Here is a 23,729-nt window from a genome sequence, read left to right on the forward strand (position 1 = left end):
TTGACCCTGACCTGTCCGTAGCCGCGCCATTGGGACCAGGTCTTCTCCTTCTCCTTGGTCAGGCCGTCGTCGTCGTTGTAGTGCCAGGCGGCGTCGCCGAGGTACTGGTAGCTGGTGACCTGGTCCGGTGAGCCACCGGTGCGGTCGGTCTGGGTGACGGATGTCGTGACGTACTTGTTGAACCAGTGTTCGGTGGCGGGGTCTGTGTCGTTGCCTCCGATGTACTGGGGGAAGCAGCGGGTGGTGTTGGTCTCGGGGGTGGGCAGGGAGTTCGCGTTGCAGGCCGGTGCGGAGTAGTTGGCGCTGATCTGTCCGCCGGACTCGTCATCGATCGTGGAGAGCCTGTCCTTGATGAAGGGGGCGAATCCGTCGCCGGTCCTGTCCAGGCGGTTGGCGAGCTGGGTGTAGGCGAACGTCGTCTTGGGGAGCGTGACGGCCGGGGTCGCGGACTCACCCGTGCGCTGGATGCTCTCCAGCAGGAGCTGGTAGTCGGTGTCGGCCATGCCCCAGCGGTGGGTCAGCTTCCAGGAGTCGACCTTGTCGTAGGTCCCGGCACCGTTGAGGACCTGGGTGGTGATGCCCGTCAGCCGCTTGCGGGTCCAGAACGACGGCGACATACGGCTGTTGTCGCAGCTCGTGCCCGCCTTGCAGTTGAGGTCCCAGGGGGTGTCGTACCAGTGGAAGGCCTGGGAGTCGATCGTGTCCGCGGCGCACGTGACACCGGACTTGGGCAGGCAGCGCTCGCCATTGGCGAAGACGACCTGCGAGAGCGGCTTGGCCGTGTACAGGTCGTTGGAGCGCTGTCCGTAGTCGATGCGCTTGAGGGTTCCGCCCCGGGTGTAGGGGGTGTCGTCGGTGGCCTTGAGGTTGCGGCCGTAGGAGTTGGTCTCCTTGGTGTAGTGGTAGCTCATGGCGTTGCCGTGGGGGTCGACCACGTAGTCGAGGTTCCACCGCCAGGCCTGCTGGCACCAGGAGTCCGCGAACGTCGCCCCGTGGCACTTCTCGCCGGTGTTGTTGCCGTAGACCGGCAGGGTCCAGGTGGAGTCGGTGGTGGGCTTGCCCGTGGTCCAGCCGGGCAGCCGGTTGTAACCGAAGAAGTACTGGATGCCGTCAGGGGCGGTCAGACGCCAGTATTCGTTGTCGTTGTCACCGTTCGCACGGTCGGCGGACTCCAGCCGGGTGACCCGGGTGCCGTCGTCGACCTTGAGCTTGAACTCGTCGTTGCCGGCCGGGACGAGCTCGCCGCCCGACCCGTTGAAGGAGACGAACGCGTTGTCGTAGGCCCAGCACATGTCGCCGGGCTTCCGGCCGTCGGCGTGTTTCACGCCGTCGTCCGCGCAGGGCTTGTAGCGGCGCTCGATGAATCCCGGCCACAGATCGAAGCCGTCACCCACCCAGGACGCCTGGTTGTTCGTCCCGCCGGTACGGCCGTCGACCGCCCCGGACGCGTAGGAGAGACCCACACTCGGTTCCAGGCCGCCCGGGACCTCCGGGGTCTGGATGTCGTAGGACCACGTGAAGTCACCGGTGTTCAAGCTGGTGTCCCACGTGGAGGAGGGCGACAGCGAGGTCGCCTTGTAGTCGCCCTTGTCCCCGTCCGCCGCCGCCACGGTGGCCAGCACGGTGGGTGCCCCCGCCCGCAGCGCCACCGCGTCCGCCGTCAGCGTCCGCGCGGCCGTGTCGTTCACCGCGGCGACGGGCGTGCCGCTACGGCACCCCTCCTTGTCCGGGGTGGTGAGCGCACAGGCCGGAAGTTCGACCAACCGCATGCGGGAGGCGTAGGAACCTCCGTAGGCCTCCGTGAACGCCTCGTAGTCCACCGACACCGCGACCGGGGTCTCGGCAGGGCTTCCCCCTGAACGGCTCGCTACGGGCGGGGACTTCGGGGTGAGCGTGAACAGCACACCACTCACACCGGCCCGCGCCGCCTGCTTGCGGTCGAGGATGCGGGAGGTGACGTCAGCAGGGGCTGAGGACGCGGACGCGACCGAACTGGCCCCCGCCGCCGCCCCCTTCTCGGCCCCTGAGCCGGCCTTGGCACCGGCCTTGGCACCGGCCCCTGCACCGGCCTTGGCACCGGCCTTGGCACCGGCCTCGGCGCGACCGATGCCGATCGGCTGCCCCTTCGGCCGGGCGAAGCGCGCATCCCCCTTCGCGCCGACGCCTGGGACGGCCACCGTCGCCTCACCGGCGGCGGGCAGCGCCACCTGCGGGGCATCAGCGGGAACCCTCGGCCCCTTGGTCACGGCCCGCGGCCTGACCTGGTCGGTCCTGCTGCCGTCGACGGGCTCCTCCGAGGCAGGCAGGCCGGGAAGGTTCGTCACGGCGGACGCGGAGACGGGAGCCGCGGCGGCCTGCAACAGCGTTGCCACCATCACGGCCGACAGAACGATCGAGGTACGGCGGAGCCGTCCGGCTCCGGATGCTCCGGATGCTCCGGGTACTCCAGGTGCACCGGGTGCTCCGGATGCCCCGGGTGCTCCGGGTGGAGGTATACGGGTGGGTCTCATATGGGTTCGTCCATTGCTGCCAGGTGCTCAGCCCCGTGGAAAAGGGCGGAGCACGGTGAGGTGGGGTGAGGTGGGGGTGCGGTGGGAAAGGCAAAGGCCCGAGGCAGGCCGGCCGGCGAAGGCCGGGCCCGCCCCGGGCCCGTCATGTCAGCTTCCGCTGGGAACTTCGGTGGGTATGTCGGCGAACCCCGCGAAGAGTTCGTAGACCTGGCTTTCGTTCAAAGCACCCTGGAAGGTCCACACATCGTCGACCGACCCGGCGAAGTACCCGCCGGAGCCCTGGGCCCGTCCGATCTGGAGCGCCCCGGTCGCCTTGAACGTCAGGACGTCACCGGCCCAGGCGATCAGGTCCTGGCATCCCGACTCGTCCGCGTTGCCGTCGCCGTCCGCGTCACGGCAGGCCACCTCTTGGAGGACGCCGTTGACGTAGAGGCGCGCTTCCTTGACGAACCCGTCGTAGACGACGGTGATGTGGTTCCAGTCCCGGACGTCGGCGAACTCGGTGTTGCTCAGCTGTTTGACGGCGGCGGCCGCGTTGTCCTTGTCGGGAAGGGCGAGCTGCCAGCTGCCGAGCCCGTTCGGATCGGCCGGGTCGGGGCGGTAGCGGACCTCCAGCGCGCTGCGCGTCGTGCCACCGGCGCTGAGTACGGTCATGTCGCGGTCCGGCACCGCCGCCGCCTGGGCCCAGGCCGTCATCGTGAAGCTGGTGCTGGTGTCGACGGGCATCTTCGCCGTCGCCGCGTAGGCGTTCGTACCGTTCAGCTGGAGAGCGCTGCTGTCGATCCAGCCCGTGCCCAGCTGGGCGGCGCCGTAAAGGCTCAGGTGGTTGTTCTCCTGCGAGGAGTCCGGGGTGCCGGCAGGCGTCCCGGAGGTCGTCCCCTCGAAGTTCCACCTGCTCTTGACCAGCGGACGCTGCCGGAAGAGCTGCTGTACCTCCTCGGCGGAGACCGGGCGTTCGAAGAGGCGGACGTCGTCGATCAGACCGGGGAAGTAGCTCTTGACGACCCCGCCGTAGGAGCCGGCCCCGATGAAGATGGACTGGTTGGCGTTGAAGGAGGTGCTGAGCTGGGTGGAGCCCGCCTTCTGGCCGTTGACGTAGAGCGTCAGCGTGTTGGCGACGGTGTCGTGGACGCCGGTCAGGTGGACCCATTCACCGCCCCGCGCTGTCGTTCCCTCCGGCTGCATCGCACGGACGGGCTGGCCCTGCGGGGTGTCGGCGGAGAACTGGTTGAACGCCCACCGGTCGTAGGCGGCCGAGTAGTACAGCTCGAACCCCGGAGCATGGTTGCCGGTCTGGGCGGCGATGATCCCTGCCTGGTTCGGCTTGGTGGCGTCCATCTTCGCCCAGGCGCTGACGCTGAAGCTGCGCGAGGTGTTCACGTGCGGGCCGCTGGTGCGGCCGACCCGCGCGTACCCGGTGCTCCCGTCGAACTGTGCGGCCTTTCCGGCGATGCCCGGGACCCCGGTGGTGACACCACCGGTGTACGTGGCGGGCAGGACGCCGCCCTGCCCCCGGATCTCCGTGGCGTCCGCCTCCTCGTCCAGCGGGAAGATCGCCACGGCGGGGCTGCCGGGGTCGCCGACGGGCTGCTTGGCGTACAGCTTGTCGATCTCCGCCTGAGAGACCGCCCTGTCGAAGATCTGGAGCTCGTCCACAGTGCCGGGGAAGAACGACTTCTTCACCCCGCTGTAGGAGCCGGCCCCGATCGTCAGACCGCGACGGGCGTTCCACGCGTTGGGCAGCGCCGCCTCACCGATGAGCTGGCGATTGACGTGGAGCCGCAGCTTCTTGGCGACCTCGTCGTACGAACCGGTCAGGTGCGTCCAGGTGTTCGCGCTCACGCCACCGGGCTGAGGAGCCATCGCCCGGATGATCTTCGCGTTGGGCTGGTCGGTCTCGAACTGGTTGAACACCCACCGGCTCAGTGAAGCCGAGTAGTACAGCTCGAAGCCTGGGCTGTGGTTGCCCGGCTGGGAGGCGATGATCGCCGCGTCGTTGGGCACCTTCGACAGCTTCACCCACGCGGAGACCGAGAACCCGCGCGTGGTGTCGACCACGGAGAGGTCGGAGGAGGCGTAGGCGTCGGTGCCGTTGAGTTCGAGGGCGGTGCCCTTCGTCCCGGCCACGCCCGTGGTCGCGCCGCCGTGCAGGGCCAGGGGCCTCGGCGGGGTCGAGCCCTGTGCCTCGGTGGCTCCGGCTTCCTCGTCCAGCTGCCAGGTGGCCCGCTCGGGCTGCCCGGCCTTGACGCGGAACTGGTACGTACGGATCTCCGAACCGTTCCCCGCCGCGTCGAAAGCCTGGGCGGTGACGAAGTTCAGCCCCGGCTTGGAGGGCAGCACCTTCATGTTCTTCGCCGCGCCGGCGGTGGTGGTGAGCTGGTTGGCGGAGGCGGGGTTGCTGTTGACGCCGTACCAGTAGCGCGTCACGTCACTGGACGACGACTTGAAGGTGAAGGTGCCGTACTGGCCCACGCCGTCCAGCCACGGGTCGTTCGGATCGTCCGGCTGCGACGCCGGGTACTCCCCGGAGGCGATGGTCGGCGCCGCCGGGACGGTCTTGTCGTAGACGAAGTAGCACGCAGTCGGGTCACCGGCCGAGGACCACGGCGAATACTGGGCCCCGTCATAGGAACGGACGTGCCAGCCGATCGTCTTGTTCTGCGGGATCGACGTGGGCAGACTCATCGTGAAGGCCGAGCCGGACTTCTTGTACGAGGTCAGGGCCGGGTTCCACCGGCCGATCATGCCCTTGCCGTCACCCGCGTCCCACGAGGCCTGGACCTGGATCGCGACGTTGTCGCCGTCCGGGTCGGTCACACCGTTGATGTTGATCTTGCCGAGCGTGCGCACCCGGGGAGCACCCGTGGTGGACTTGCAGACACCGCCGTACTCCATCGAGAGCTGCGACATCTTCAGCTGCGCGGGCGGCCGGTTGTACTGCACACGCAGGAACGCCTTGTCGGAGAACCGTTTCCAGGCCAGCCCGTCCGTCTCGCTCGCGGCCCGCAGCCCGAACGTCATCGTGGACCATTTGCCGTTGGCCGCTTCCTGGACCGCCGATTTGACGTCGAACTCGGCGTCCTTGGCCGCGCATCCGGTGTAACCGTGCGCGAACGACGACGACTTCAGCTGCTTGATCCAGAAACCGGACGCGTTCTGCGAATTCCACGTCGTCGAGGCCGAGATGCCCTTCGTCCGCCACAGCTGCACAGCCTTGGCCGTGCACGAGGCCGACCAGGTGTTGCGCACCACGAACTCCGCCGACAGCACCGTCTGGCCGGCGAACCGGGAGGTCGGAATCTGGTACAGCAGCCGCTTGGTGTCATTGGGCTGGCAGTAGCTCCAGTTGCACAGGCCCATACCGGCGTCGGACTGACCGTTGAACTTCCACTGCGGGGAGGAGGCCCAGTACTTCGACGCCATCGTCCACGCCGCAGCCTTCGGCGAGTACCACTGCGGATCGATGAAGACCGGATACGTCGTGTCCGCGCCCCGCAGCACATCGGCGTCCGGCGTCAGGACCAGCTCCTCGCCCCCGGCCGGAAGCGCCACCCCCACCGGGGCCAGCTTCCCCGACTCCGTGGGAGCGGCCTCCTCCGAACCCTCCGGAGCGGCGGAACCCACCCCCCCACGCACTGCGGGCGCCGACCGCGCCGACGCGCCGCCGGCGTTCTCGGACGTGTCGGCGTTCTCGGACACGGTGCTGGAGTCCCACATCAAGGGCTGGGGCGCTTCGAACACCGCGCCGCCCGCGCCCTTGTCGACCGCTTCCAGACCGCCGCCGGACGTCTGCTGCACATCCATACCGTCCGCGGCCAACTTCAGCCGCAGCTCCGACAGCTCCTCGTTCGCCGCCGCCTCGGCAGAGTTGACCACCAGCAACTGCGTAAAGCCGTCCTCCTGCGCCTCCATCCGCAGATCCACATCCGGCAACACATCCCGGTACGTGGCCCTGGGGCCGTCCAGCTCCGGCGCCGGCAGCTCCCCCGGCCACGACAGAGCCAGCTCACGACCGGCCTTCCGCATCCGTACGAGGGGCGCGTCGCCGCCCCCGGAGAACGCCAGCTCGACCGTGGCCGTCTTCGGTGCGACACTTCCGTCCGCCGCACGCACCAGAGCGGTGTCGACCGGCCGCCACTCGCCCTCCACCCGCGCCCGCACCGGACGCAGATACTCCCGCGCCTCCAAGTTCCCCTCGGGGGTCGCGAAGACCTCGCTGCTCTCGCCGCGCATCGATGTCACTTCGACCGGCTTGCCGGTCTGTTTCGCCTCCGCCTGCGCGGCGTCCGCGCTGACACCGCCGTCGGCGGCGGATCGCGGGGCGGGCGCGGGTGGCTCGCTCTCCGCAGCCGCCGCCTGGGGCGTCAGCGTCGCCAGCACGGCGAGGCCGACACCCCCTACCACCAGGCCCGTAGCTCTACGCGAGCGCAGCCGTCTCCACACAGTCCCACCTCATACCGAAGAGAAGATGCAGATCCTCGATGATGAGGAACCCAGCGGGACTCTATGAAGATCATGTGTAAATGACCAGTGGTTGATGTGGAACCCATGCAGGGAAAACCGGACAAGAGGTATGTGAATCGCCTCACCTGACGGCCCCTAATGCACCGTGGCGGTCAGCCGCTGCACCCCCCGTGCCGTCTCCGTGACCCCGCTGAGGAACCCCTGCGCGCGCGGCGAGGCCGTCGTACGGAGCCACTCCGGGGCGATGTCGCAGACCGCGACGTTCACACCGGTGCCGGCCAGGGCCAGCGGGAGGGTGTGGACCACCGTCGAGGGGAAGCTCACCACCGTGTGCCCGATGGGGCCGCGGCGGGCGATGAGTTCGAGGGGGAGGTCCGGGCGGACGATCTCCAGACCCGTGGCGGCTTCCAGGGCGTGGAGCTTCTCGGCGGACTCGCGGCGGTGGGCGAAGTAGCGGGTCGCGCCGTGGGTACGGGCCAGGGCCGCGACCGCCTCCTGGTACGGGACCGGGTCGACCACCCCCGTCTCCACCAGGGAGGTGCCCACCAGGTCCGCGCCCCTGCCGACGCTCGGCGGACCGAAGCGGGCGCGGGTCCAGGCGAAGGTGTTGGCGGTGACGGCGATGCCCTCGGGGGGCTCGACCGGCATCGCGGTGAAGACCTCCACCGCGTGCCGGGCCGTCGGGGTGAAGCGGCGGCGGGCGGTCGCGGTGACCGGGGCCAGGAGCAGTTCGCGCGGGCCGCCGCGGCCCTTGCGGTGCCAGCGGGTCAGCCGCTCGCCCCGGGCCAGTTGGGCGACGAACTCCATGGTCGCCGTGCCGTCGTCGACCACCGTGAGGCGCTCGGCGCGGACCAGCGTGAGCAGGAGCTGCACGTAACGGGAGAACGGGTCACCGATCACGATGTGGTCCGCGCGCCGGACCAGTCCGGCCAGGGCGCGCAGGGCCTTGAGAGGCGCGCCGGACTCCCCGCGCGCCTCCTGCCAGCGGACGGTGACGCCCTCGTCGCGGGCCAGCTCCGCCATCCGGCGCAACTGGCCGCGCGACATCGGGTCGACCGGGGGGAGGACGACGACCGTGGTGGCGGCCGGGTCGTCTCCCCCCTTGGCGTGGGTCCACTCCAGGACGTTCAGGAGCTGGACCGGGCTCTCGACGAAGGCGAGGTTCACCGGTCGGCGCTCAGACCGCGACCGGCTCGCGGGCCGGCGCGTTCTCGGTCTCGGCGACGACGCCCGGGACGCGGCGGAGCTTCTTCATCGGGCCGAGCTCGGACTCGTACACCTTCTTGACGCCGTCGCCGAGGGAGGCCTCGATGGTGCGGATGTCGCGGACCAGGCGGGTCAGGCCCTGCGGCTCGACGGAGGCGGCCTGGTCGGAGCCCCACATGGCGCGGTCCAGGGTGATGTGGCGCTCGACGAAGGTGGCGCCGAGAGCGACGGCGGCCAGCGTGGTCTGGAGGCCCGTCTCGTGGCCGCTGTAGCCGATCGGGACGTTGGGGTACTCCTGCTGGAGGGTGTTGATGACCCGCAGGTTCAGCTCCTCGGCCTTGGCCGGGTACGTGGAAGTGGCGTGGCAGAGAAGGATGTTGTCGCTGCCCAGCACCTCGACCGCGTGGCGGATCTGCTTCGGGGTCGACATGCCGGTGGAGAGGATCACCGTGCGGCCGGTGGCGCGCAGGGCGCGCAGCAGCTCGTCGTCGGTGAGGGAGGCGGAGGCCACCTTGTGGGCGGGGACGTCGAACTTCTCCAGGAAGGCGACGGCCTCGGTGTCCCACGGGGAGGCGAACCAGTCGATGCCGCGCTCGGCGCAGTGCTCGGAGATGGCGCGGTACTCCTCCTCGCCGAACTCGACGCGGTGGCGGTAGTCGATGTACGTCATCCGGCCCCAGGGGGTGTCGCGCTCGATGTCCCACTGGTCGCGCGGGGTGCAGATCTCCGGGGTGCGCTTCTGGAACTTGACCGCGTCGCAGCCGGCTTCGGCGGCCACGTCGATCAGGGCCAGCGCGTTGCCGAGGTCACCGTTGTGGTTGATGCCGATCTCGCCGGTGATGTAGACGGGGTTGCCGGGTCCGGCGGTACGGGTGCCGAACGTGCGCAGACGGGAGGTGCTCATGGTGGTGCTTCCTTACTTGGTGGGGACAGTGAGGGCTGAGGTGTCAGCGGTGGTGGTGGTGAGGGTGGGGCCCAGCAGCCAGGCCGCGATCTCGCGGATGGCGCCGTGGCCGCCGGGGGTGGTCGTGACGGCGCGCGCCGCGGCGCGTACCGAGTCGTGGGCACTGGCGACCGCCACGGGCCAGCCCGCCAGGGAGAAGCAGGGCAGGTCGTTGACGTCGTTGCCGACGTAGAGGACCCGGTCGGGGGCGATGTGCTGCTCGTCGCACCACTGCTTGAGCGCCTCGTCCTTGCGGTCGATGCCGTGCAGGACGGGCACCTGGAGCTTGCGGGCGCGGGCGGCGACGACCGGGTTCTGTTCGGTGGAGAGGATCAGGAGGGGGACGCCGGCCTTGCGCAGGGCGGCGATGCCCAGTCCGTCGCCCCGGTGCACGGCGACGGTCTCGCGGCCGTCGGAGTCGACCATGACCCGGTCGTCGGTCTGGGTGCCGTCGAAGTCCAGGACGACCGCGTCCACGTCCGCGAGGGAGGGCAGCGGCGAGGGGTCCAGGAGCGGGGCGAGCGCGCGGGCGCGGGCCAGGTCGTGCGGGTCGTCGATCTCCAGCACCCGGGCCGGGTCGGTGGGCACGAGCGCGGTGTGGCCGAAGAAGCGGTGGCGGTGGGTGCGGAAGCCCGCCGCGTCCATCGCGTACACGGCGCCGGTCTCCAGGAAGTCCTGGGGCCGGTCCTGGCGGCGGGGGCGTACCGACTTGTCGTGGTTCACGCCGTACGTCCCCTCCTCCACCGCGTGCCCGTCGCGCCAGACGAACCCGTGGAACGGGGCGACGGTGACGGCCGTGTCGGCGCCCTCCCGGGCCACCGCCCTGGCCACGCCGTCGATGTCCTCGCGGGAGACGAACGGGCTGGTGCACTGGACGAGGAGGACCACGTCGACGCTCCGGGCGCGCTCTGCCTCGTAGACGTCCAGGGCGTGCAGGACGGCCGCCTCGCTGGTGGCGGTGTCGCCCGCGATGGCGGCGGGACGCTCCACGCAGTGCAGCCGGTGGGCGGCGCCGAGGTCGGCGGCGGCGGTACGGGCGGCCTCCGCGATGGTCCCGTCGTCGGTGGTGACGACGACGTCGGTGACCTCGGGGGCGCCCAGCGCGGCGCGGACCGCACGGCCCACCAGGGGGATGCCACCGACCTCGGCGAGGTTCTTGGCGGGGACGCCCTTGGATCCGCCGCGGGCGGGGATCACGGCGAGGACGGTCGGGGTCGGGGGCGGCTGCATCGCTGCTCCTGGGTTCGTCGGGGCTCCTGAGGTCCTGGAGGTCCCTGGGGTGGTGGTCACAGCTCCCCCATCCGGCGGATCACCGGGGCGACGCGCTGGACGCCGTGGCGGTAGGCGCCGCGCGCCGCGTTGCGGACGGTCTCGCGGACCGCGCCCCGCACCCGGCCGGGCTCCTGCGGCGCGGCGGCGCCGGGCAGGGGCGTGCCGTCGGGGGCCAGGTGGTGGCGGGCGAGAATGGAGGGGAGGTAGCCGGGGGCGGTGGCGGGCGTGTAGTAGGGGGCGAGCGGCGGGAGCCGGCCGCCCTCCAGCAGCGCGGCGACCTTGGCGCGGGCGGTGTCGTAGGCGGAGCCGTACGAGCCGTCGGCGGCGACGCCCTGACCCGCCAGCCACTGCCCGTCCGGGCGCGGGCGGTATCCGCCGTCGAGCCGGTCCCAGGAGGTGAGGAGGCCGGAGCCGACGAAGTGGTGGTTGCCGAGGGGTTCGCGTACGCCGAGGTCGGTGAGGATCGCGGTCGGGATGCGGCGGTGCAGGGACTCCAGCGCGGCGGTCGAGGAGACGGTGACCAGGAGGTCGGTGCGGTCCAGGACCTCGCCCATGTGCCCGTAGACCAGGCGGAAGTTGGGCGGCAGCCCGCCGGGCAGCCTCTGCGCGAGCTTCTGGTAGGGCAGTTCCTCGATGTGCGTGGTGTGCTCGCCGGGCTTGGAGCGCAGCTTGAGCAGCACCTCGCGGCGGGGGTGCAGCCGGGCGTGCTCGACGAGCCGGCGGAGCAGGTACGTACGGTCGGCGCGGGAGGCCGGTACGGAGGGCTGGGCGGCGAACACCACGGTGTCGCGGCCCTCTTCGGCGCGGTACGGGGCTCCGCCGAGGAAGGGGAGCGCGGCCTCCGTGACGGCCGAGGCGTCGGCGCCCACCCCCTCGTACACCGCGCGGAAGCGCTCCGCGTCGTGGGCCGAGTTGGCGAGGACGATGTCCGCGCCGTGGCGGAGGAGGAGGCCGTCGGCGAGCTTCTCGTAGACGACGCCCACGTACCCGGTGACGATGACCGGGCGGCGCTCCAGGTCCAGTGCGGCCAGCCCGTGCAGCATCGCCTGGACGCCGCCGCCGACGAGGGCGAGGACGACGACGTCGTACGCCTCGTCGCGCACGGTGTGCAGGAACTCGACGGCGGTGACCTCGCGGACCCGCCCGGCGTCGATGCCGACCTCGCCGACCTCCGCGAGCTGGCGGGGCGTCGGGGTGGCCCGGCCGCGCAGCAGCAACCCGCTGACCTCGACGGGGCGCGCGCCCCCCTGGTCCGCCTCGGCGGTCAGGCGGCGCGCGGTGAGCGCGCCCCATTTCCACCGGGTGTCGGAGTCGGCGAGGACGGCGACCCGCAGCGCCGGGCGGGGCGCATCGGGGGTTCGGGCCGGATCGGCCGCGTTGCTGGTACGTGGGGGCACGTCCTAGAAGTTAGGAAGGCATTTCGATGCGCGGCCCAACGCGATGGCAACAGATGGTTAACAGCGGGCCGACTATTGGGGATTCGACGGCCTGGCTCCACCAAATGGGTTGCTGTGGTGGGTAGTTCACCTGCATTCCATTCTTCGTTCACCCTTCACCGTTCACCGGTGATTCCTCTCCGCTCGCCAGGAGGGCCCTCACCTCATTCCCGTCCCCTTTCCGGGCATTCCGTAGGGGGGAGCGATATCCAAGGCGACCGGTTCACCGCATCGACGGCCGCCGTTCACCTGTATTCCTCATCGGGGACAAGGTCCGTGCCGCGCCCCGCCCTAACGTCGGGCGGGTGGTCAAGCTCTCCGTCATCGTGCCCTTCTTCAATGTGCGGGCCTATGCGCCGGACACCCTCAGGAGTCTGCGGACCAACCTCCGCGAGGACTTCGAGTTCCTCCTCGTCGACGACTGCTCGACCGACGGGACCGGCGAACTGCTCCTGCGCGCCCTGGACGAGATCCCCGGAACGGCCCTGCACCGGCACGAGGTCAACGGCGGTATCGCGGCCGCGCGCAACACCGGGCTGAACGCCGCCCGCGGGGAGTACATCGCGTTCCTGGACGGCGACGACTGGCTCGCCCCCGGCCACTTCGCGGAGCTGCTCTCCCGGACCGAGGCGCTGGGCTGCGACTTCGTACGCACCGCCCACGTCCGGGTGAACGGCAGGTCCCGCAGCGTACGGCGGGTGCCGCACGGCCCCTGCGGATCGGTCGGTGACCCGCGGGCCGCGATCCTGCCCGCCACCCGCACCACGTCGGTGGATTACGCCTACGCCTGGGCGGGGCTCTACCACCGCCGCCTCCTGGACCGGGGGCTGCTGCACTTCACCGAGGGGCTGCACACCGCGGAGGACCGGCCGTGGATCTGGCGGCTGCACCGCGAGGCCGAGTCCTTCGCCGTGCTGGACACGCTGAGCTACTTCTACCGGCGCGGGGTCTCCACCTCCCTCACCCGGACCGGCGACCGCCGCCGGCTCGACTTCCTCCGCGCGTTCGACCAGGTCGTCGAGGAGACGGCGGCGGACCGGGACGCACAGGCCCTGCTGCCCAAGGCCGTACGCACCTACTGCGCGGTCATCGCACACCATCTGGACTCCCTCGGTGTGCTGGAGCCGTCCCTGGCACGCGAGTTGAAGGCGGGCAGCGCGGCGGCCATGGCGCGCCTGCCCCAACGGACACTGGACGAGGCCCTCGACTCCATGGACGTACAGCGGGCGACCCGGCTGCGCAGACTGCGCAGGCGTCCGGGCACCGCGAAGGGGGCGGGTGCCGCGTGACCGCCCGTATCCTCCACGCCTCCACGCCCTCCGCGGTGACGATGCTCGCCGCCATGGCCGACGCGGGGTGCTTCGCCGAGGCCGGCCGCCGGATCCTGCTGCTTTCCCGGACGGACGGACCGGCTCCGGAGACCGTGCCGGACCCGGCGGAGAGCGCCGGCTTCGCCCGGCTGCGTACGCGTTTCGACGAGGTGGTCTCGTGGAACGACGCGATCTTCCCCTTCCACCCGGACGGCTGGCTGCCCAGGGCCGACGACGTCCCCCTGTGGGAGCGCCACTTCCGGCGCGCCTGGGGCCTGGGCGACGAGGAGGTGGAGCTGGTGGTGGAGTCCCCGCACGCCGGCCCCGCGCAGAGCCTCACCCGGATCTTCGCGGGCGTACCGATCGACGTGTACGCCGACGGGCCGGCCTGCTACGGACCGACCGGGGGCAGGGTCCCGCCGCTGACCGGCACCCGGGTGCGCCGGCTGTTCCATCCGGACCTGGTCCCGGGCCTGCGGCCGCTGCTGCTCGGTGAGTACGGGGTGGAGGCGCGGGCCGTACCGAGTGCGGCGCTCCTGAAGGTCGTGGCCGAACTCGCCGACGTACCCGTGGAGTTGCCCGAGGCGGAGGCGCCCGCCCTGCTGCTGGGGCAGCGCCTCGCCGCGCCGGGGCTGCTCTCCCCGGCCGAGGCGGCGGAGGTGCGGCTGGACATGGTGCGCGGCGCGGTGGCGCTGGGCCACACCCGGCTGGTGTTCGCGCCGGATCCGGATGGGGTTGTGGGGGGCGGGGCTGTGCCGGGCGGGGCTGTGGAGGGTGGGGCTGTGCCGGGCGGGGCTGTGGAGGGTGGGGCTGTGGAGGGTGGGGCTGTGCCGGGCAGGTCGGGGGGCGGTGGGGTGGTGGGTGGCCGGTCGGAGGGGGACGTGGCCGCGATGGCCGCCGAGGCGGCGCGGCTGGGGGCCGAACTGACGGTGCTGGACGCCTCCGTGCCCGTCGCGGCCGGGGTCCTCCTGCACCGCCTGCGGCCGGCGCTGGTGGTCGGCTGCTCGTCGGCGGCGCTGTTCACGGCGGCCGGGCCGCACGGGCTGCCCGTGGCGACCGTCGGCACCGGGCTGCTCCTGGAGCGGCTGGCTCCGTACGAGAACGCCGAGCGGGTACCGGCGACGATCGCCGACGCCCTGCTGCCCGGCCTGCGGGACGCCGGCTCCGCGTCGGGCTCGGCACCCGGTACGGAGGTCGGCGCGGACACCCGTACGGGCTCCGGCTCGGACGCCGGTACGGAGGCAGAGGCAGAGGTGCGTACGGAGGCGGAAGCGCGGGCGGACACCTGTACGGGCCCCGCCCGGTCGCCTCGTACGGAGGCAGAGGCAGAGGCGAGGGTGCAGGCAGACACGAGGGTGCGGGCAGACACGAACGCCCTGCTGGCCGCGGTCGCCTTCGCGATGCAGCCGAGGGTCCGCCCGGACCTGCGGCCGGCCGCCGAGGCCTACCTCTCCAGCCGTCTCGACGACCACACCTGGCGCTACTTCAAGCGCCGCCGCCTGGCCTCGCTCGCCCTGCCCGGCGCGGTCCCCGCCCGGCTGGCGTTCCTGCGCCGCAGCCCGGCCCTGCGCCGGGTGGCCCGGCGGGCGCGGGCGCTGAAGGCGCTCCGCGCACCGCTCGCCTGACCTGCCCTGACCTGCCCTGACCTCAGCCGAGCAGCCGCGCCAGCCCCATCCGCCGCCACAACAGGGTGACGGCGAACGACAGCACGGTGATCCCGGCACACACCGCCAGGAAGAGCGCGACGGCGGCCGGCCACCCCACGTCGGCCCGGACGAACGCGTCGGCCAGCACGTCCTCGAAGATGATGTGGACCATGTAGACGCCGAACGTCGCCTCGACGAGCCGGGTCACGGTGGGGCGGATCCGGTCGGAGAGGCGCACCCGGTGCAGCGCGAGCACGAAGCCGCCGGTGAGCAGCGCGATGGCCACGCTCGCGTTCGGGATGACGTAGTGGATCCTGTGCTGGTACCCGACCACGGCGACCAGGCTCGCCGCCGCGAGCAGCAGCCAGGGCAGCCGGCGCCTGCCGAACGCCCCGGCGGGCGCCGCCAGCAGCAGGGCGCCCAGCACCGCGTATATGACCTGGTACGCCCCGAAGCTCCAGCCGAAACGCGGCACGTCCCAGTCGGTGACCCGGGCCAGGTCACCGGCCAGCGTCGGGGCGGCGGCGATGGCCAGGAGCGCGACCGCGATCCCCCAGGGGCGCTTGCCCGCCCTCACCATCGGGACCAGGGCGAGCAACATGATCACCGGCACGTAGGCGTACAGGTACCAGAGGTGGTAGGCGGGCCGGACCGAGGCGAACAGCGAGTCCAGCGCCAGGTCCCCGATCGGGCCGTCGTTGGTGCCCCGCCACCGCCCCCACAGCAGGTACAGGGCCGTCCATACCGCGAGCGGCACCAGGAACCGGACCATCCGCTGCCACAGCCGGGCGGCGTCCTTGGGCGGCGCGCCGACCAGGACGGCCCAGCCCGCTATGGCGAAGAACGTCGGCACGGCGAAGCGGCCGAGGGAATCGGCGACCAGCCCCGTCCAGTAGACGGGCGCCCCGCCGGACGCCTTGCGGCCGGCGGCGTCCATGAACGTGGCGCCCGTGTGCGAGACGATCACACCGACCGAGCAGACCAGCCGGATCAGGTCGATGTCGTAGCGGTGTTCGCGCGGTGCGCCGCCGCCCGGGACGGCCGAGGACTGCGGGCTCGGCCCGACGGGCGCGGGGTGCGGGGTGGCTGTGGTCGACATGATCCTCGAAGTCTGGGTACGGACCGAGTCCCGGCGAACTCGGTCGGTCGGGCGGGCGGAGACATCGCTCCGCCCTGCGGACCAGCAGGCGGATCCCCGTGGCCGACCGCGGTGAAGGTGCTCGCGGACCGGCTCAGAAGCCCAGGCTGCTGCGGGTGCGGCGGACGGTCCGGCGCAGCCGGACCGCGGCGCCCCGGGGGCCGCCGCCGGGGAGGGTGAGCATCTGGAGCCGGCGGCGCTTGAAGTAGTGCTGGGTGGTGCCGTCGAGCCGTTCCCGCAGCCAGGCTTCGGCCTCGGACCGCAGGGCGGGGTGGAGACGGGCCTGCATGCAGTAGCCGACCGTGCGGACCAGCGGGCCGAGCGTGGCGGGCGCGGCCCGGCCCCCGACCACGGCACCGTTCCCGCCCCCCACCACGGCACCGTTCCCGCCCTGCGGCCCGGGGCCGCCCCCGTCAGCCGAGTTCGCGCCGCCCTCCTCGTACTGCTCCAGACCGGGCACCAGGTGGTCGACGATCGTCAGCGGTATGCGGTTGCTGTTCTCGTACGGGGTGATGCGGTCCAGGACGAGCCGGGTGCCGACCCGCGCGATGGGGATGCCGTAGTACGCGGCGGCGGTGAACATCGCGGTGGAGAAGCAGCCCACGACGAGGCCCGGCGCGCAGCGCTCGTAAAGGGTCTCGGCCAGCAACGGGCTGTCCAGCACGGTCAGTTCGACCCCCGCCTCCCCGGCCGCCCGCTCCAGCGCCTGCGAGTAGCGGGCCGGTGCGGTCGGGTGCGGCTTGAAGAGGACCGAGGTGTGGCCGGCGCGGACCGCGCCGCGCAACATCCGGACGTGCAGGTCCTCCTCCTCCTCGGCCGTGAGGATGTTCAGGGTGGCGAGGTACTGGCCCAGAAGCACCGCCGTAGGGGCCTGGGCCTCCACGGCGGCGAGCCGCGGGTCCGCCCCGGCCGCGTCGGAGATCTCGGTGAGGACCCGGCGGAAGGCGTCGTCCGGGACCAGCTCCGCCGCGACACCGAACTCCGTGAGCAGCAGCGGCTCCAGACCGGTGACCAGATCGAGGTGGAGGACCCGGCGGATACGGCAGCCGACCGAGCCGGGCAGCTTGTTCCGGGTCGGCCCGTAGCTCATCAGGCCGTCCGCGTACACGTGCAGGGCGCTCTCGGAGAAGATCGCCGCGAGGGCCCCGGCCGGATTGACCTGGATGGACTCCACGGCCAGCTCCACCCGGTCCTCCGGGCCGATGCCCCAGGCCAGGCGGAAGGCGCGCTGCCACAGCACGGTCTCCTCGGCGCGGGGGCCCCAGCCGCTGGGGTGGTGCGGGCGGATCGTCTCGTTCCAGTCGACGACGGAGTCGAAGCGGGCCGCTATCGCGTCGTAGCCCGGCATCTCCTCCAGCCGCAACGCCGTCTCGGGCACAGCCGAGTTGTTGGAGACCAACAGGATGCGGCGGCTGCCCCCGGCCGCACCGAACTGGCCCGCGTCGATCGCGGCGGCGAGGGTGGCCGCACCGTACAGGGTGGAGACCTGGAAGATCTGGGTGAGCACGGGCATGGGTCAGGCGGCCTTCTGCTTGTTACGCAGGCGGCTCAGGAGCGCCCCGCGCTTGTCGTCGATCAACGTCAGGGTGCTCTCGAGCACCTCTTGCGGCATCCGGTGCAGCGCGGCGGTGGACTCGGAGCGCAGCCGCCGGGCGGTGGCGGGTTCGTAGCCGTCCGCCTTCTCGTTGTGGAAGGCGATCATCGCGCAGTACGTACGGACGGCCTTGGGGAGCAGGCGATCGGCGTCCCGGTCCTCCCCCAGCAGTCCGAGCAGCGTGTCGTAGGCGGGGAAGAAGTCGAGCTGCCGGTCGTCCTTGATCTGGGTGAGGGAGGTGGTGACCCCGCGCCGGTAGAAGACGCCGTACAGCCCGAGCGACGCGTAGGTGCGGGCGCGCAGATGGAGCTGCCAGATCCACAACCGGTCCTCGGCGGTGCGCAGTTCGGTGGCGAAGCGCTGGGCGCCGTCCGCGAAGAGCCGCCGGTGGTAGATCCCCGCCCAGACGAAGGGGTAGTCGACCATCGTCTCCCGCTCGGAGGCCCCGATCCCCTCACGGGGGTCGAGCACGGTGTCGCGGAGCGGGGCCGGGGCCCGCCGCACGACACGGCTGGTGCCGGTGGACTGGACGTGGTCCGTGCGCGCGAAGTCGCAGTCCAGGTCCTGGGCGGCCCGCAGCAGCCGGCCGAGGTGGCCGGGGGCGTACCAGTCGTCCCCGTCGAGGAAGGTGATGAAGTCGCCCCGGGCGGCGTCGATGCCGCTGTTGCGGGCGGCGGCGATGCCCGCGTTCGTCCCGTGCCTGATCACCCGGGCCCCGGGCAGCCGCTCGGCCCAGTGGTCGACCACGGCCGTCGTCCCGTCGGTGGAGGCGTCGTCGACCAGCAGGAACTCCATGTCCTGCTCCGCGTTACGGGCCAGACTGCTCAACGTGGTCCCGGCGTAGGCCCCGACATTGTGGAACGGAACGACAACGGACAGTTTCGGCACGCGGGCCCTCACCTTCGATCATGGTCCGGAACAACGTAACGACGGACCGGAAGGATTGGGTGACACCCGGTACGACACCGGGTGAACTCTGCCCGTCCGCCGGGTGACCGGATCCAACGGGAGGAGGCCGCCCGCACCCCTTGACCTCAAGTCGCGTCGAGGTTCTACGTTCGGCGCATGGACTACTCACACGATGACGCGGGACTCGCCCGCCAGCCGATCGGTTACTGGAGCTGGGCCGCGCACGAGGCGACGGTCACCCACATCCGGTCGGCGCTGGCCGAACACGGACTCACCCAGCCGCCCTGGTGGGTGCTGAACCAGGCCCTCGGCGCGGGCGCCGAGGGGGTGGACCGCGCCAAGGTGGTCGACCTGCTCAGCCACCCCCTCGACACCGGCCCGGACACCGTCGAGGCGGCCGTCGACGAGCTGCTGGAAGGGGCGCTGATCACCCAGGACGAGGAGGCCCGGCTGCGGATCACCCCCGAGGGCCGGGCGTTGCGCGACCGGGCGTACGCACGGGTCGCGCGGGCCCACGCGGAGATCCACGAGGGCATCCCCGACGAGGAGTTCGTCGCCGCGCTGAAGGTGCTCCAGCGGATGATCCACAACGTGGGGGGTGAGGCCCTGCGGGGGTGAGACCCTGCGGGGGTGGGGACCGGCGGGGGGTGAAGCCCGGCGGGGGCGAGACCCGGCGCGCGTGAGACCCGACGCGCGTGAGACCCGACGGAGGTGAGGCCGGCCCGAGGCGCGTGAGGCCCAAGGCTGGTGAGCGCGCCGCAGCGCTCACCCGCCTCGCCGGCCCCGCGGGGCAGTACGGCTAGACGCTGCTCAGCGAGAGCTTCGCCGCGAACCCCAGGAACAGCACGCCCGCCGCCGAAGTCGCCCCCGCCGACAGCCTCTTGCGGCGGCGGAAGACGGCGGCCAGGCGGGTGCCGCCGAAGATCAGCGTCGAGAGGTAGAGGAAGCTGGCGAGCTGGAGCAGCGTCCCCAGCACCAGGAACGACAGGGCCGGGTAGGCGTAGCCCGGGTCGACGAACTGGACGAAGAACGAGATCAGGAACAGGATCGCCTTCGGGTTGATCAGGCTGACCACCAGCGCCCGCCGGTAGGGGTTCTCCGCCGCCCCCGTCGCGGGCGCCTCGGCCGCCTCGGCCAGTTCGGCGGTGCGCCGGTGCCGTTCGCGCCACAGGGAGACCGCCGCCCGCAGCATGCCGATCGCCAGCCAGGTCAGATAGCCGGCGCCCGCGTACTTGACGACGGCGAACAGCAGGGGCGTGGTCCGCAGCAGCGAGGCCGCGCCGAGCGCGGCCAGCGTCATGAGGACGGCGTCGCCGGTCCACACCCCGGCGGCGGCCCGGTAGCCGGTGCGTACGCCGCGTCGCGCCGCGACGGAGAGCACGTACAGCGAGTTGGGGCCCGGCAGAAGAACGATCAGCAGCAGGCCCGCGAGGTAGGTCGGAAGGTCGGTGACACCCAGCATGGACGGAGTTTCGCACATGCGTACGGCGCGTCGCCCGGCCGTTCCACCGACGGAAAGGAGCCGCCCCGTCGTGACCTTCCGGCCTTCCTGTTGTGATCCGGGGGCACTACCGTCATGCGCAGGATTCGACCACCGGTCAGGGCGGGCATCGGTCAAGGGAAGCTCCGGTGAGGCACACCGGATCGATCGGACGGGCCGGAGAAGGGCCTGGGGGGATGGCGGGGATGACGGACAGGAACGCGGGCGTGGAGCGCGACGCGTACGGGAACGGGGGCGGCGGCGACGAGCCGTACACGCGGGACCCGTACACGCGGAGCCCGTACACGCGGAGCCCGTACGCACGCGGGCGCGGCAGGCGGACGGTGACCGCGACCGCGGCCGGGGTGCTCGCGATAGCCGCCCTGGCGGCGGGCTGCGGGCCGCAGGACCCCGAGGCCGACGCGCTGCGGCAGCCGCCGGCGCGGACCGCCGCCGAACCCGCCACCCCGCCGCCCGCGCCCTCACCCTCCGACGACGGCAAGGGCGACGGCGACGGCGCGGACAAGGCCGGGGAGCCGGAGAACACCACCCCGCCCCCGAGCCCGTCGGCCCCTCCGCCGCCTCCGCCCGCGCCCGCCGAACCGGTCGCCGCCCCGCCGCCCGCGCCCACGTCCGCCGCGCCCCGGCCGAGCACCGCCCCGCCGGCGCCGCAGATCCTGATGCGGACGGGATCCGAAGGGCCCCAGGTGCGGGAGTTGCAGGCCCGGTTGCGGCAGATCGGGCACTTCGGGCGCACGCCCACCGGCTACTACGGCACGGTCACCGCCGACGCCGTCCGCTCCTTCCAGGCCAAGCGGGGCACGGAGGTGACGGGCTCCACCGACGCGGTCACCTGGCAGAAGCTGCTGGCCATGACCCGTACGCCCACGGCCGACGAGCTGCACCCGCCGACCGAGCGCCCGGTGGCCGAGCCGGACAAGCGGTGCCTGACCGGCCGGGTGCTCTGCATCAGCAAGAAGAGCCGGACGCTGGCGTGGATGATCGACGGCCGGGTCGTCTCCGCGATGGACGTGCGCTTCGGCTCGGAGTACACACCCACCCGCGAGGGCGAGTTCCCGGTGTACTGGAAGTCCCGGGACCACGTCTCGACGCTGTACGACACCCCGATGCCGTACGCCCTGTTCTTCAGCGGCGGCCAGGCCGTGCACTACTCCGCCGACTTCGCGGCCAACGGCTACAGCGGCGCCTCGCACGGCTGTGTGAACGTCCGGGACAAGAAGAAGGTCGCGGCCCTCTTCGACCAGGTGAAGAACGGCGACAAGGTCGTCGTCTACTGGTGAGGGCGGTACGGGATCCACGGGATCCACGGGATCCACGGGTGAGAGCGGTACGGGGAGGAGAGGGCGCGGGCGGGACCGGGGGAACGTGTCCCGCCCGCGCCGATGCGCTGAGCCGAAGGTACGGGGGGAACCCCGGCTCGTCGCGCTGCCGATGACCAGTCGGCTCACTCACTACTGCGCCCGGCCGTCGAAAAACGTCACACCTGGCGGGAACCGGTCGGCAGCGCGTCCCCACGCGGGGAGAAAAGCGCGGATCAGCAGGTGAGCGGCGTCGGCCGACGGGCCGGCGGCGCGGGTCAGCGGGCGAGTACGGCCGTCGGGGCGGGCGTCACCGGCCGCGGCGGAACCGCGGCCTCCGCCCGTACGCCGACATCGCCCCGGCGCTCGTCGTCCTGGGGCGGGGCGGGTTCGAAGGAGACGGGCGGCAGTGGGCCGCCATCGCCGTCACCGTCCCCCGGCTCCTCGTCCCCGCCGCCGGGGGAGCCCCCGGGACCGCCGGGACCGCCGGGAGCACCGGGACCGCCGGAGCCGCCTCCGCCGAGGAGCTGGTCGCAGAAGCGCTCCAGGTTCTCCTCACCCTTGGCCAGCTGGATCAGCTGACGCCGGCTGCGGTCGTCCAGGGTGCCGTCGCGGAACGCCTTGCAGGCCTTGACGGACTTCTGGTACCAGTTCCCGCCCTGGTCGTCCTGGCCGCCGGAACCACCGGGGCGCTCCTCGCGGCCGGCCGGCTCCTTGACGGTGTCCTCGCCGCCCGATCCGCCCGGTCCGCCCGGCCGGTTCCGGTCGCCCGGACGGTCGCCGTCCGGCGCGGGGGCGGTCCCGCCGGGCGTCGGGCCCACCGGCTCCTCGGACGTACCGGGCTGCCGGCTGCCGGGCGGCGAGACCGGTCCGGGGTCGGCGGGAGGGGGCGGTTCGGCCTCGGCGGACGGGTCGTCGGCGGGCGACCCGGACATCAGCGGTTCGGGGGCCGCCGCCGATACGGAGGAGGCGGGCACGGGCGGGTCCTGGCCGCCGAAGGGGCCCGGGAGGAACCCCGTACCGGCGGCGACCGCCACCCCGCCGAGCGCGCAGCCCGCGAGCGAGACGGCCAGGCCGAAGCGGACCGGGCGGCTCCAGCGCGGGCGGCGGGGCGGGGCGGCGGGGGCGGCGCCGATGTGGACGGAGTGCAGCGTCCCGGGGTGCCCGGGGAACGCGGCGCCCGCGCTCCGCCCGGCGAGCCGGTCACCGCCGGTGCGGGCGGCCTGCCGGAACGCGGTGAGCACGGCGTCCTCGCCGGGGAGTTCACCGGCCGGGACGCCACGGGTGGCACGGGCCGCGCCGAGTGCTTCGGCGAGCCGGAGGGCGTCGTCGCGGGCCTGGTCGCCGAGGGGTACGACCGGCTCGCCGCGGAGCAGTCTCTCCGCCGCGTCCTTGTCGAGCCACCCGTACTGCTCGTCGGCCATCACATGTCCCTCTGCGTCCACGTCCGCGAATGCGTCACACCGGGAGTGACCCCGGCCGGCGCCGCCGGACCGCCCCTACCGGGGCGCTGAGAGGGTACGGCACCGAGCTCCGCGCCGCCGACGACGCCCTGACCTGCGCCGCTCCCGGAACCCTGGACCGGCGCCCGGTCCGGCCCTTCGGCGCCACCGCCCTGGGCGGGCACCCCGGCGGGGCACGGCGAGTCGGGGTGGTCTGCACCGAGGAGCTCGGCGAGCCGCTTGAGGCCGCGGTGGGCGGCGGTCCGTACGGCGCCGGGGCGCTTGCCGAGGGTCTGGGCGGCGCTCTTCGCGTCCAGCCCGACGACCACCCGCAGCACGACGGCCTCGGCCTGGTCCTGCGGGAGCTGGGCTATGAGGGACATCGTGCGGTCGGTGTCGAGCGCCTCCATGGCGTCGCCCGCGGTGTCGCACTCGGCGGGCCTGCCGGTCAGTTCCGTCTCGTCCCCGCCGATCGCGGGGCGGCGGCTGCGCATCCGCAGATGGTCGAGCGACCGGTTACGGGCGATCCGGGCCGCCCACCCCCGGAAGCGGTCGGCGTCCCCGCTGAAGCGGTCGAGGTCACGCGCTATCTGGAGCCAGGCCTCGGACGCCACGTCCTCGGCGTCCGGCTCTCCCACCAGCGTCCGTATGTAGCCCAACAGCCGTGGCTGCACAGCGCGGTACACAGCACGGAAGGCGTCCTCGTCCCCGTCCTGTGCCGCGAGCACCGCGGCGGTCAGCTCCGCGTCGTCCCCCAGCACTCCCTCAACCCGCCCCGCTGTCCTCAATCGCAGCTGGTCACCACTGCTGCGCCACCCTGCGCGACTCAGCACGCTACGTGGTCGGCGGGGGTCACGTCCATGACTTGTACAACTCGCAACAATTCGCGGTCCTCGGCGCGGTGTGACAGAAAACGCAGCCGCGGCGCTGAGATGAGTACGGGGTCGTGCTGCGACCCCGTGGAAGACGGCCGGGGCCTCTCCTGTGGGGGGTGGCGGCCCCGGTCGTCGCTCCTCTCCGCCTGTGCCCTGTCCAGGCACGCCCCTTGAGCACGGAACCT

General features: G+C 72.4%; 16 protein-coding genes. 4 read left to right on the forward strand and 12 right to left on the reverse strand.

The window, feature by feature from the left end; all coding sequences use genetic code 11:
* The 6 genes from AB0917_RS10170 to AB0917_RS10195 form a co-directional block, all read right to left on the reverse strand.
* Positions 1–2,375: SpvB/TcaC N-terminal domain-containing protein (locus AB0917_RS10170; RefSeq protein WP_366819052.1), on the reverse strand; the 2,375-nt coding region annotated here is incomplete at its 3' end.
* Between the two features lie 282 nt (positions 2,376–2,657).
* Complete coding sequence (locus AB0917_RS10175; RefSeq protein WP_366819094.1) at positions 2,658–6,743, reverse strand: LamG-like jellyroll fold domain-containing protein; 4,086 nt, start codon at positions 6,741–6,743, stop codon at positions 2,658–2,660.
* 366 nt (positions 6,744–7,109) lie between these two features.
* Complete coding sequence (locus tag AB0917_RS10180; RefSeq protein WP_366819053.1) at positions 7,110–8,141, reverse strand: hypothetical protein; 1,032 nt, start codon at positions 8,139–8,141, stop codon at positions 7,110–7,112.
* Positions 8,142–8,151: 10 nt separating this feature from the next.
* The gene (locus tag AB0917_RS10185) at positions 8,152–9,084 is read right to left on the reverse strand and encodes an N-acetylneuraminate synthase family protein (protein WP_366819054.1); all 933 of its coding nucleotides are present in this window, start codon (positions 9,082–9,084) and stop codon (positions 8,152–8,154) included.
* Between the two features lie 12 nt (positions 9,085–9,096).
* Positions 9,097–10,353: an acylneuraminate cytidylyltransferase gene (locus tag AB0917_RS10190; RefSeq protein ID WP_366819055.1), complete on the reverse strand. Its 1,257-nt coding sequence runs from the start codon at positions 10,351–10,353 to the stop codon at positions 9,097–9,099.
* A 56-nt stretch (positions 10,354–10,409) separates the two neighbouring features.
* Positions 10,410–11,792: a DUF6716 putative glycosyltransferase gene (locus AB0917_RS10195; RefSeq protein WP_366819056.1), complete on the reverse strand. Its 1,383-nt coding sequence runs from the start codon at positions 11,790–11,792 to the stop codon at positions 10,410–10,412.
* A gap of 344 nt (positions 11,793–12,136) precedes the next feature.
* Between AB0917_RS10195 and AB0917_RS10200 the strand changes: the two genes are divergently transcribed.
* Both AB0917_RS10200 and AB0917_RS10205 read left to right on the forward strand, forming a co-directional pair.
* Positions 12,137–13,120: a glycosyltransferase family 2 protein gene (locus tag AB0917_RS10200; protein ID WP_366819057.1), complete on the forward strand. Its 984-nt coding sequence runs from the start codon at positions 12,137–12,139 to the stop codon at positions 13,118–13,120.
* A complete protein-coding gene (locus AB0917_RS10205; RefSeq protein WP_366819058.1) occupies positions 13,117–14,766 on the forward strand; it encodes a hypothetical protein in 1,650 nt (549 codons plus the stop codon). The genes AB0917_RS10200 and AB0917_RS10205 overlap by 4 nt, the downstream gene beginning before the upstream one ends.
* 22 nt (positions 14,767–14,788) lie before the next feature.
* Here the strand turns inward: AB0917_RS10205 and AB0917_RS10210 are convergent, their stop codons facing one another.
* From AB0917_RS10210 to AB0917_RS10220, 3 genes are all read right to left on the reverse strand, one after another.
* Entirely contained in the window at positions 14,789–15,886 is a 1,098-nt protein-coding gene (locus AB0917_RS10210) for an acyltransferase (RefSeq protein WP_366819059.1), read from the reverse strand.
* Positions 15,887–16,019: 133 nt separating this feature from the next.
* Complete coding sequence (locus tag AB0917_RS10215) at positions 16,020–17,438, reverse strand: polysialyltransferase family glycosyltransferase (protein ID WP_366819060.1); 1,419 nt, start codon at positions 17,436–17,438, stop codon at positions 16,020–16,022.
* A 3-nt stretch (positions 17,439–17,441) separates the two neighbouring features.
* Positions 17,442–18,407, reverse strand: a complete 966-nt coding sequence (locus AB0917_RS10220; protein ID WP_366819061.1) for a glycosyltransferase family 2 protein — start codon at positions 18,405–18,407, stop codon at positions 17,442–17,444.
* Positions 18,408–18,584: 177 nt separating this feature from the next.
* On the opposite strand from AB0917_RS10220, the gene AB0917_RS10225 reads away from it, so the two are divergent.
* On the forward strand, positions 18,585–19,046 hold the full coding sequence (locus AB0917_RS10225) for a MarR family winged helix-turn-helix transcriptional regulator (RefSeq protein WP_366819062.1): 462 nt from the start codon (positions 18,585–18,587) through the stop codon (positions 19,044–19,046).
* Between the two features lie 181 nt (positions 19,047–19,227).
* Here AB0917_RS10225 and leuE read toward each other — a convergent pair whose 3' ends face one another.
* Positions 19,228–19,890, reverse strand: a complete 663-nt coding sequence (gene leuE, locus AB0917_RS10230) for a leucine efflux protein LeuE (protein ID WP_366819063.1) — start codon at positions 19,888–19,890, stop codon at positions 19,228–19,230.
* Positions 19,891–20,114: 224 nt separating this feature from the next.
* Here leuE and AB0917_RS10235 point away from each other — a divergent pair, with 224 nt between their 5' ends.
* Entirely contained in the window at positions 20,115–21,209 is a 1,095-nt protein-coding gene (locus tag AB0917_RS10235) for a L,D-transpeptidase family protein (RefSeq protein ID WP_366819064.1), read from the forward strand.
* A 296-nt stretch (positions 21,210–21,505) separates the two neighbouring features.
* On the opposite strand, the gene AB0917_RS10240 is transcribed toward AB0917_RS10235, so the two are convergent.
* Together AB0917_RS10240 and AB0917_RS10245 are read right to left on the reverse strand one after the other, a co-directional pair.
* A complete protein-coding gene (locus AB0917_RS10240; protein WP_366819065.1) occupies positions 21,506–22,672 on the reverse strand; it encodes a hypothetical protein in 1,167 nt (388 codons plus the stop codon).
* Complete coding sequence (locus AB0917_RS10245) at positions 22,651–23,430, reverse strand: RNA polymerase sigma factor (protein ID WP_366819066.1); 780 nt, start codon at positions 23,428–23,430, stop codon at positions 22,651–22,653. The genes AB0917_RS10240 and AB0917_RS10245 overlap by 22 nt, the downstream gene beginning before the upstream one ends.
* Between the last annotated feature and the right edge of the window lie 299 nt (positions 23,431–23,729).

It is taken from the genome of Streptomyces sp. NPDC007346 (assembly GCF_040703535.1).
Lineage (GTDB): Bacteria > Actinomycetota > Actinomycetes > Streptomycetales > Streptomycetaceae > Streptomyces.

What these genes read in the sequence shown, in the direction of transcription:
- leuE (WP_366819063.1), bottom strand. Translation starts at nt 19,890, where the DNA reads ATGCTGGGTGTCACCGACCTTCCGACCTACCTCGCGGGCCTGCTGCTG.
- AB0917_RS10175 (WP_366819094.1), bottom strand. Translation starts at nt 6,743, where the DNA reads ATGCGCGGCGAGAGCAGCGAGGTCTTCGCGACCCCCGAGGGGAACTTG.
- AB0917_RS10235 (WP_366819064.1), top strand. Translation starts at nt 20,115, where the DNA reads ATGACGGACAGGAACGCGGGCGTGGAGCGCGACGCGTACGGGAACGGG.
- AB0917_RS10210 (WP_366819059.1), bottom strand. Translation starts at nt 15,886, where the DNA reads ATGTCGACCACAGCCACCCCGCACCCCGCGCCCGTCGGGCCGAGCCCG.
- AB0917_RS10225 (WP_366819062.1), top strand. Translation starts at nt 18,585, where the DNA reads ATGGACTACTCACACGATGACGCGGGACTCGCCCGCCAGCCGATCGGT.
- AB0917_RS10215 (WP_366819060.1), bottom strand. Translation starts at nt 17,438, where the DNA reads ATGCCCGTGCTCACCCAGATCTTCCAGGTCTCCACCCTGTACGGTGCG.
- AB0917_RS10185 (WP_366819054.1), bottom strand. Translation starts at nt 9,084, where the DNA reads ATGAGCACCTCCCGTCTGCGCACGTTCGGCACCCGTACCGCCGGACCC.
- AB0917_RS10190 (WP_366819055.1), bottom strand. Translation starts at nt 10,353, where the DNA reads ATGCAGCCGCCCCCGACCCCGACCGTCCTCGCCGTGATCCCCGCCCGC.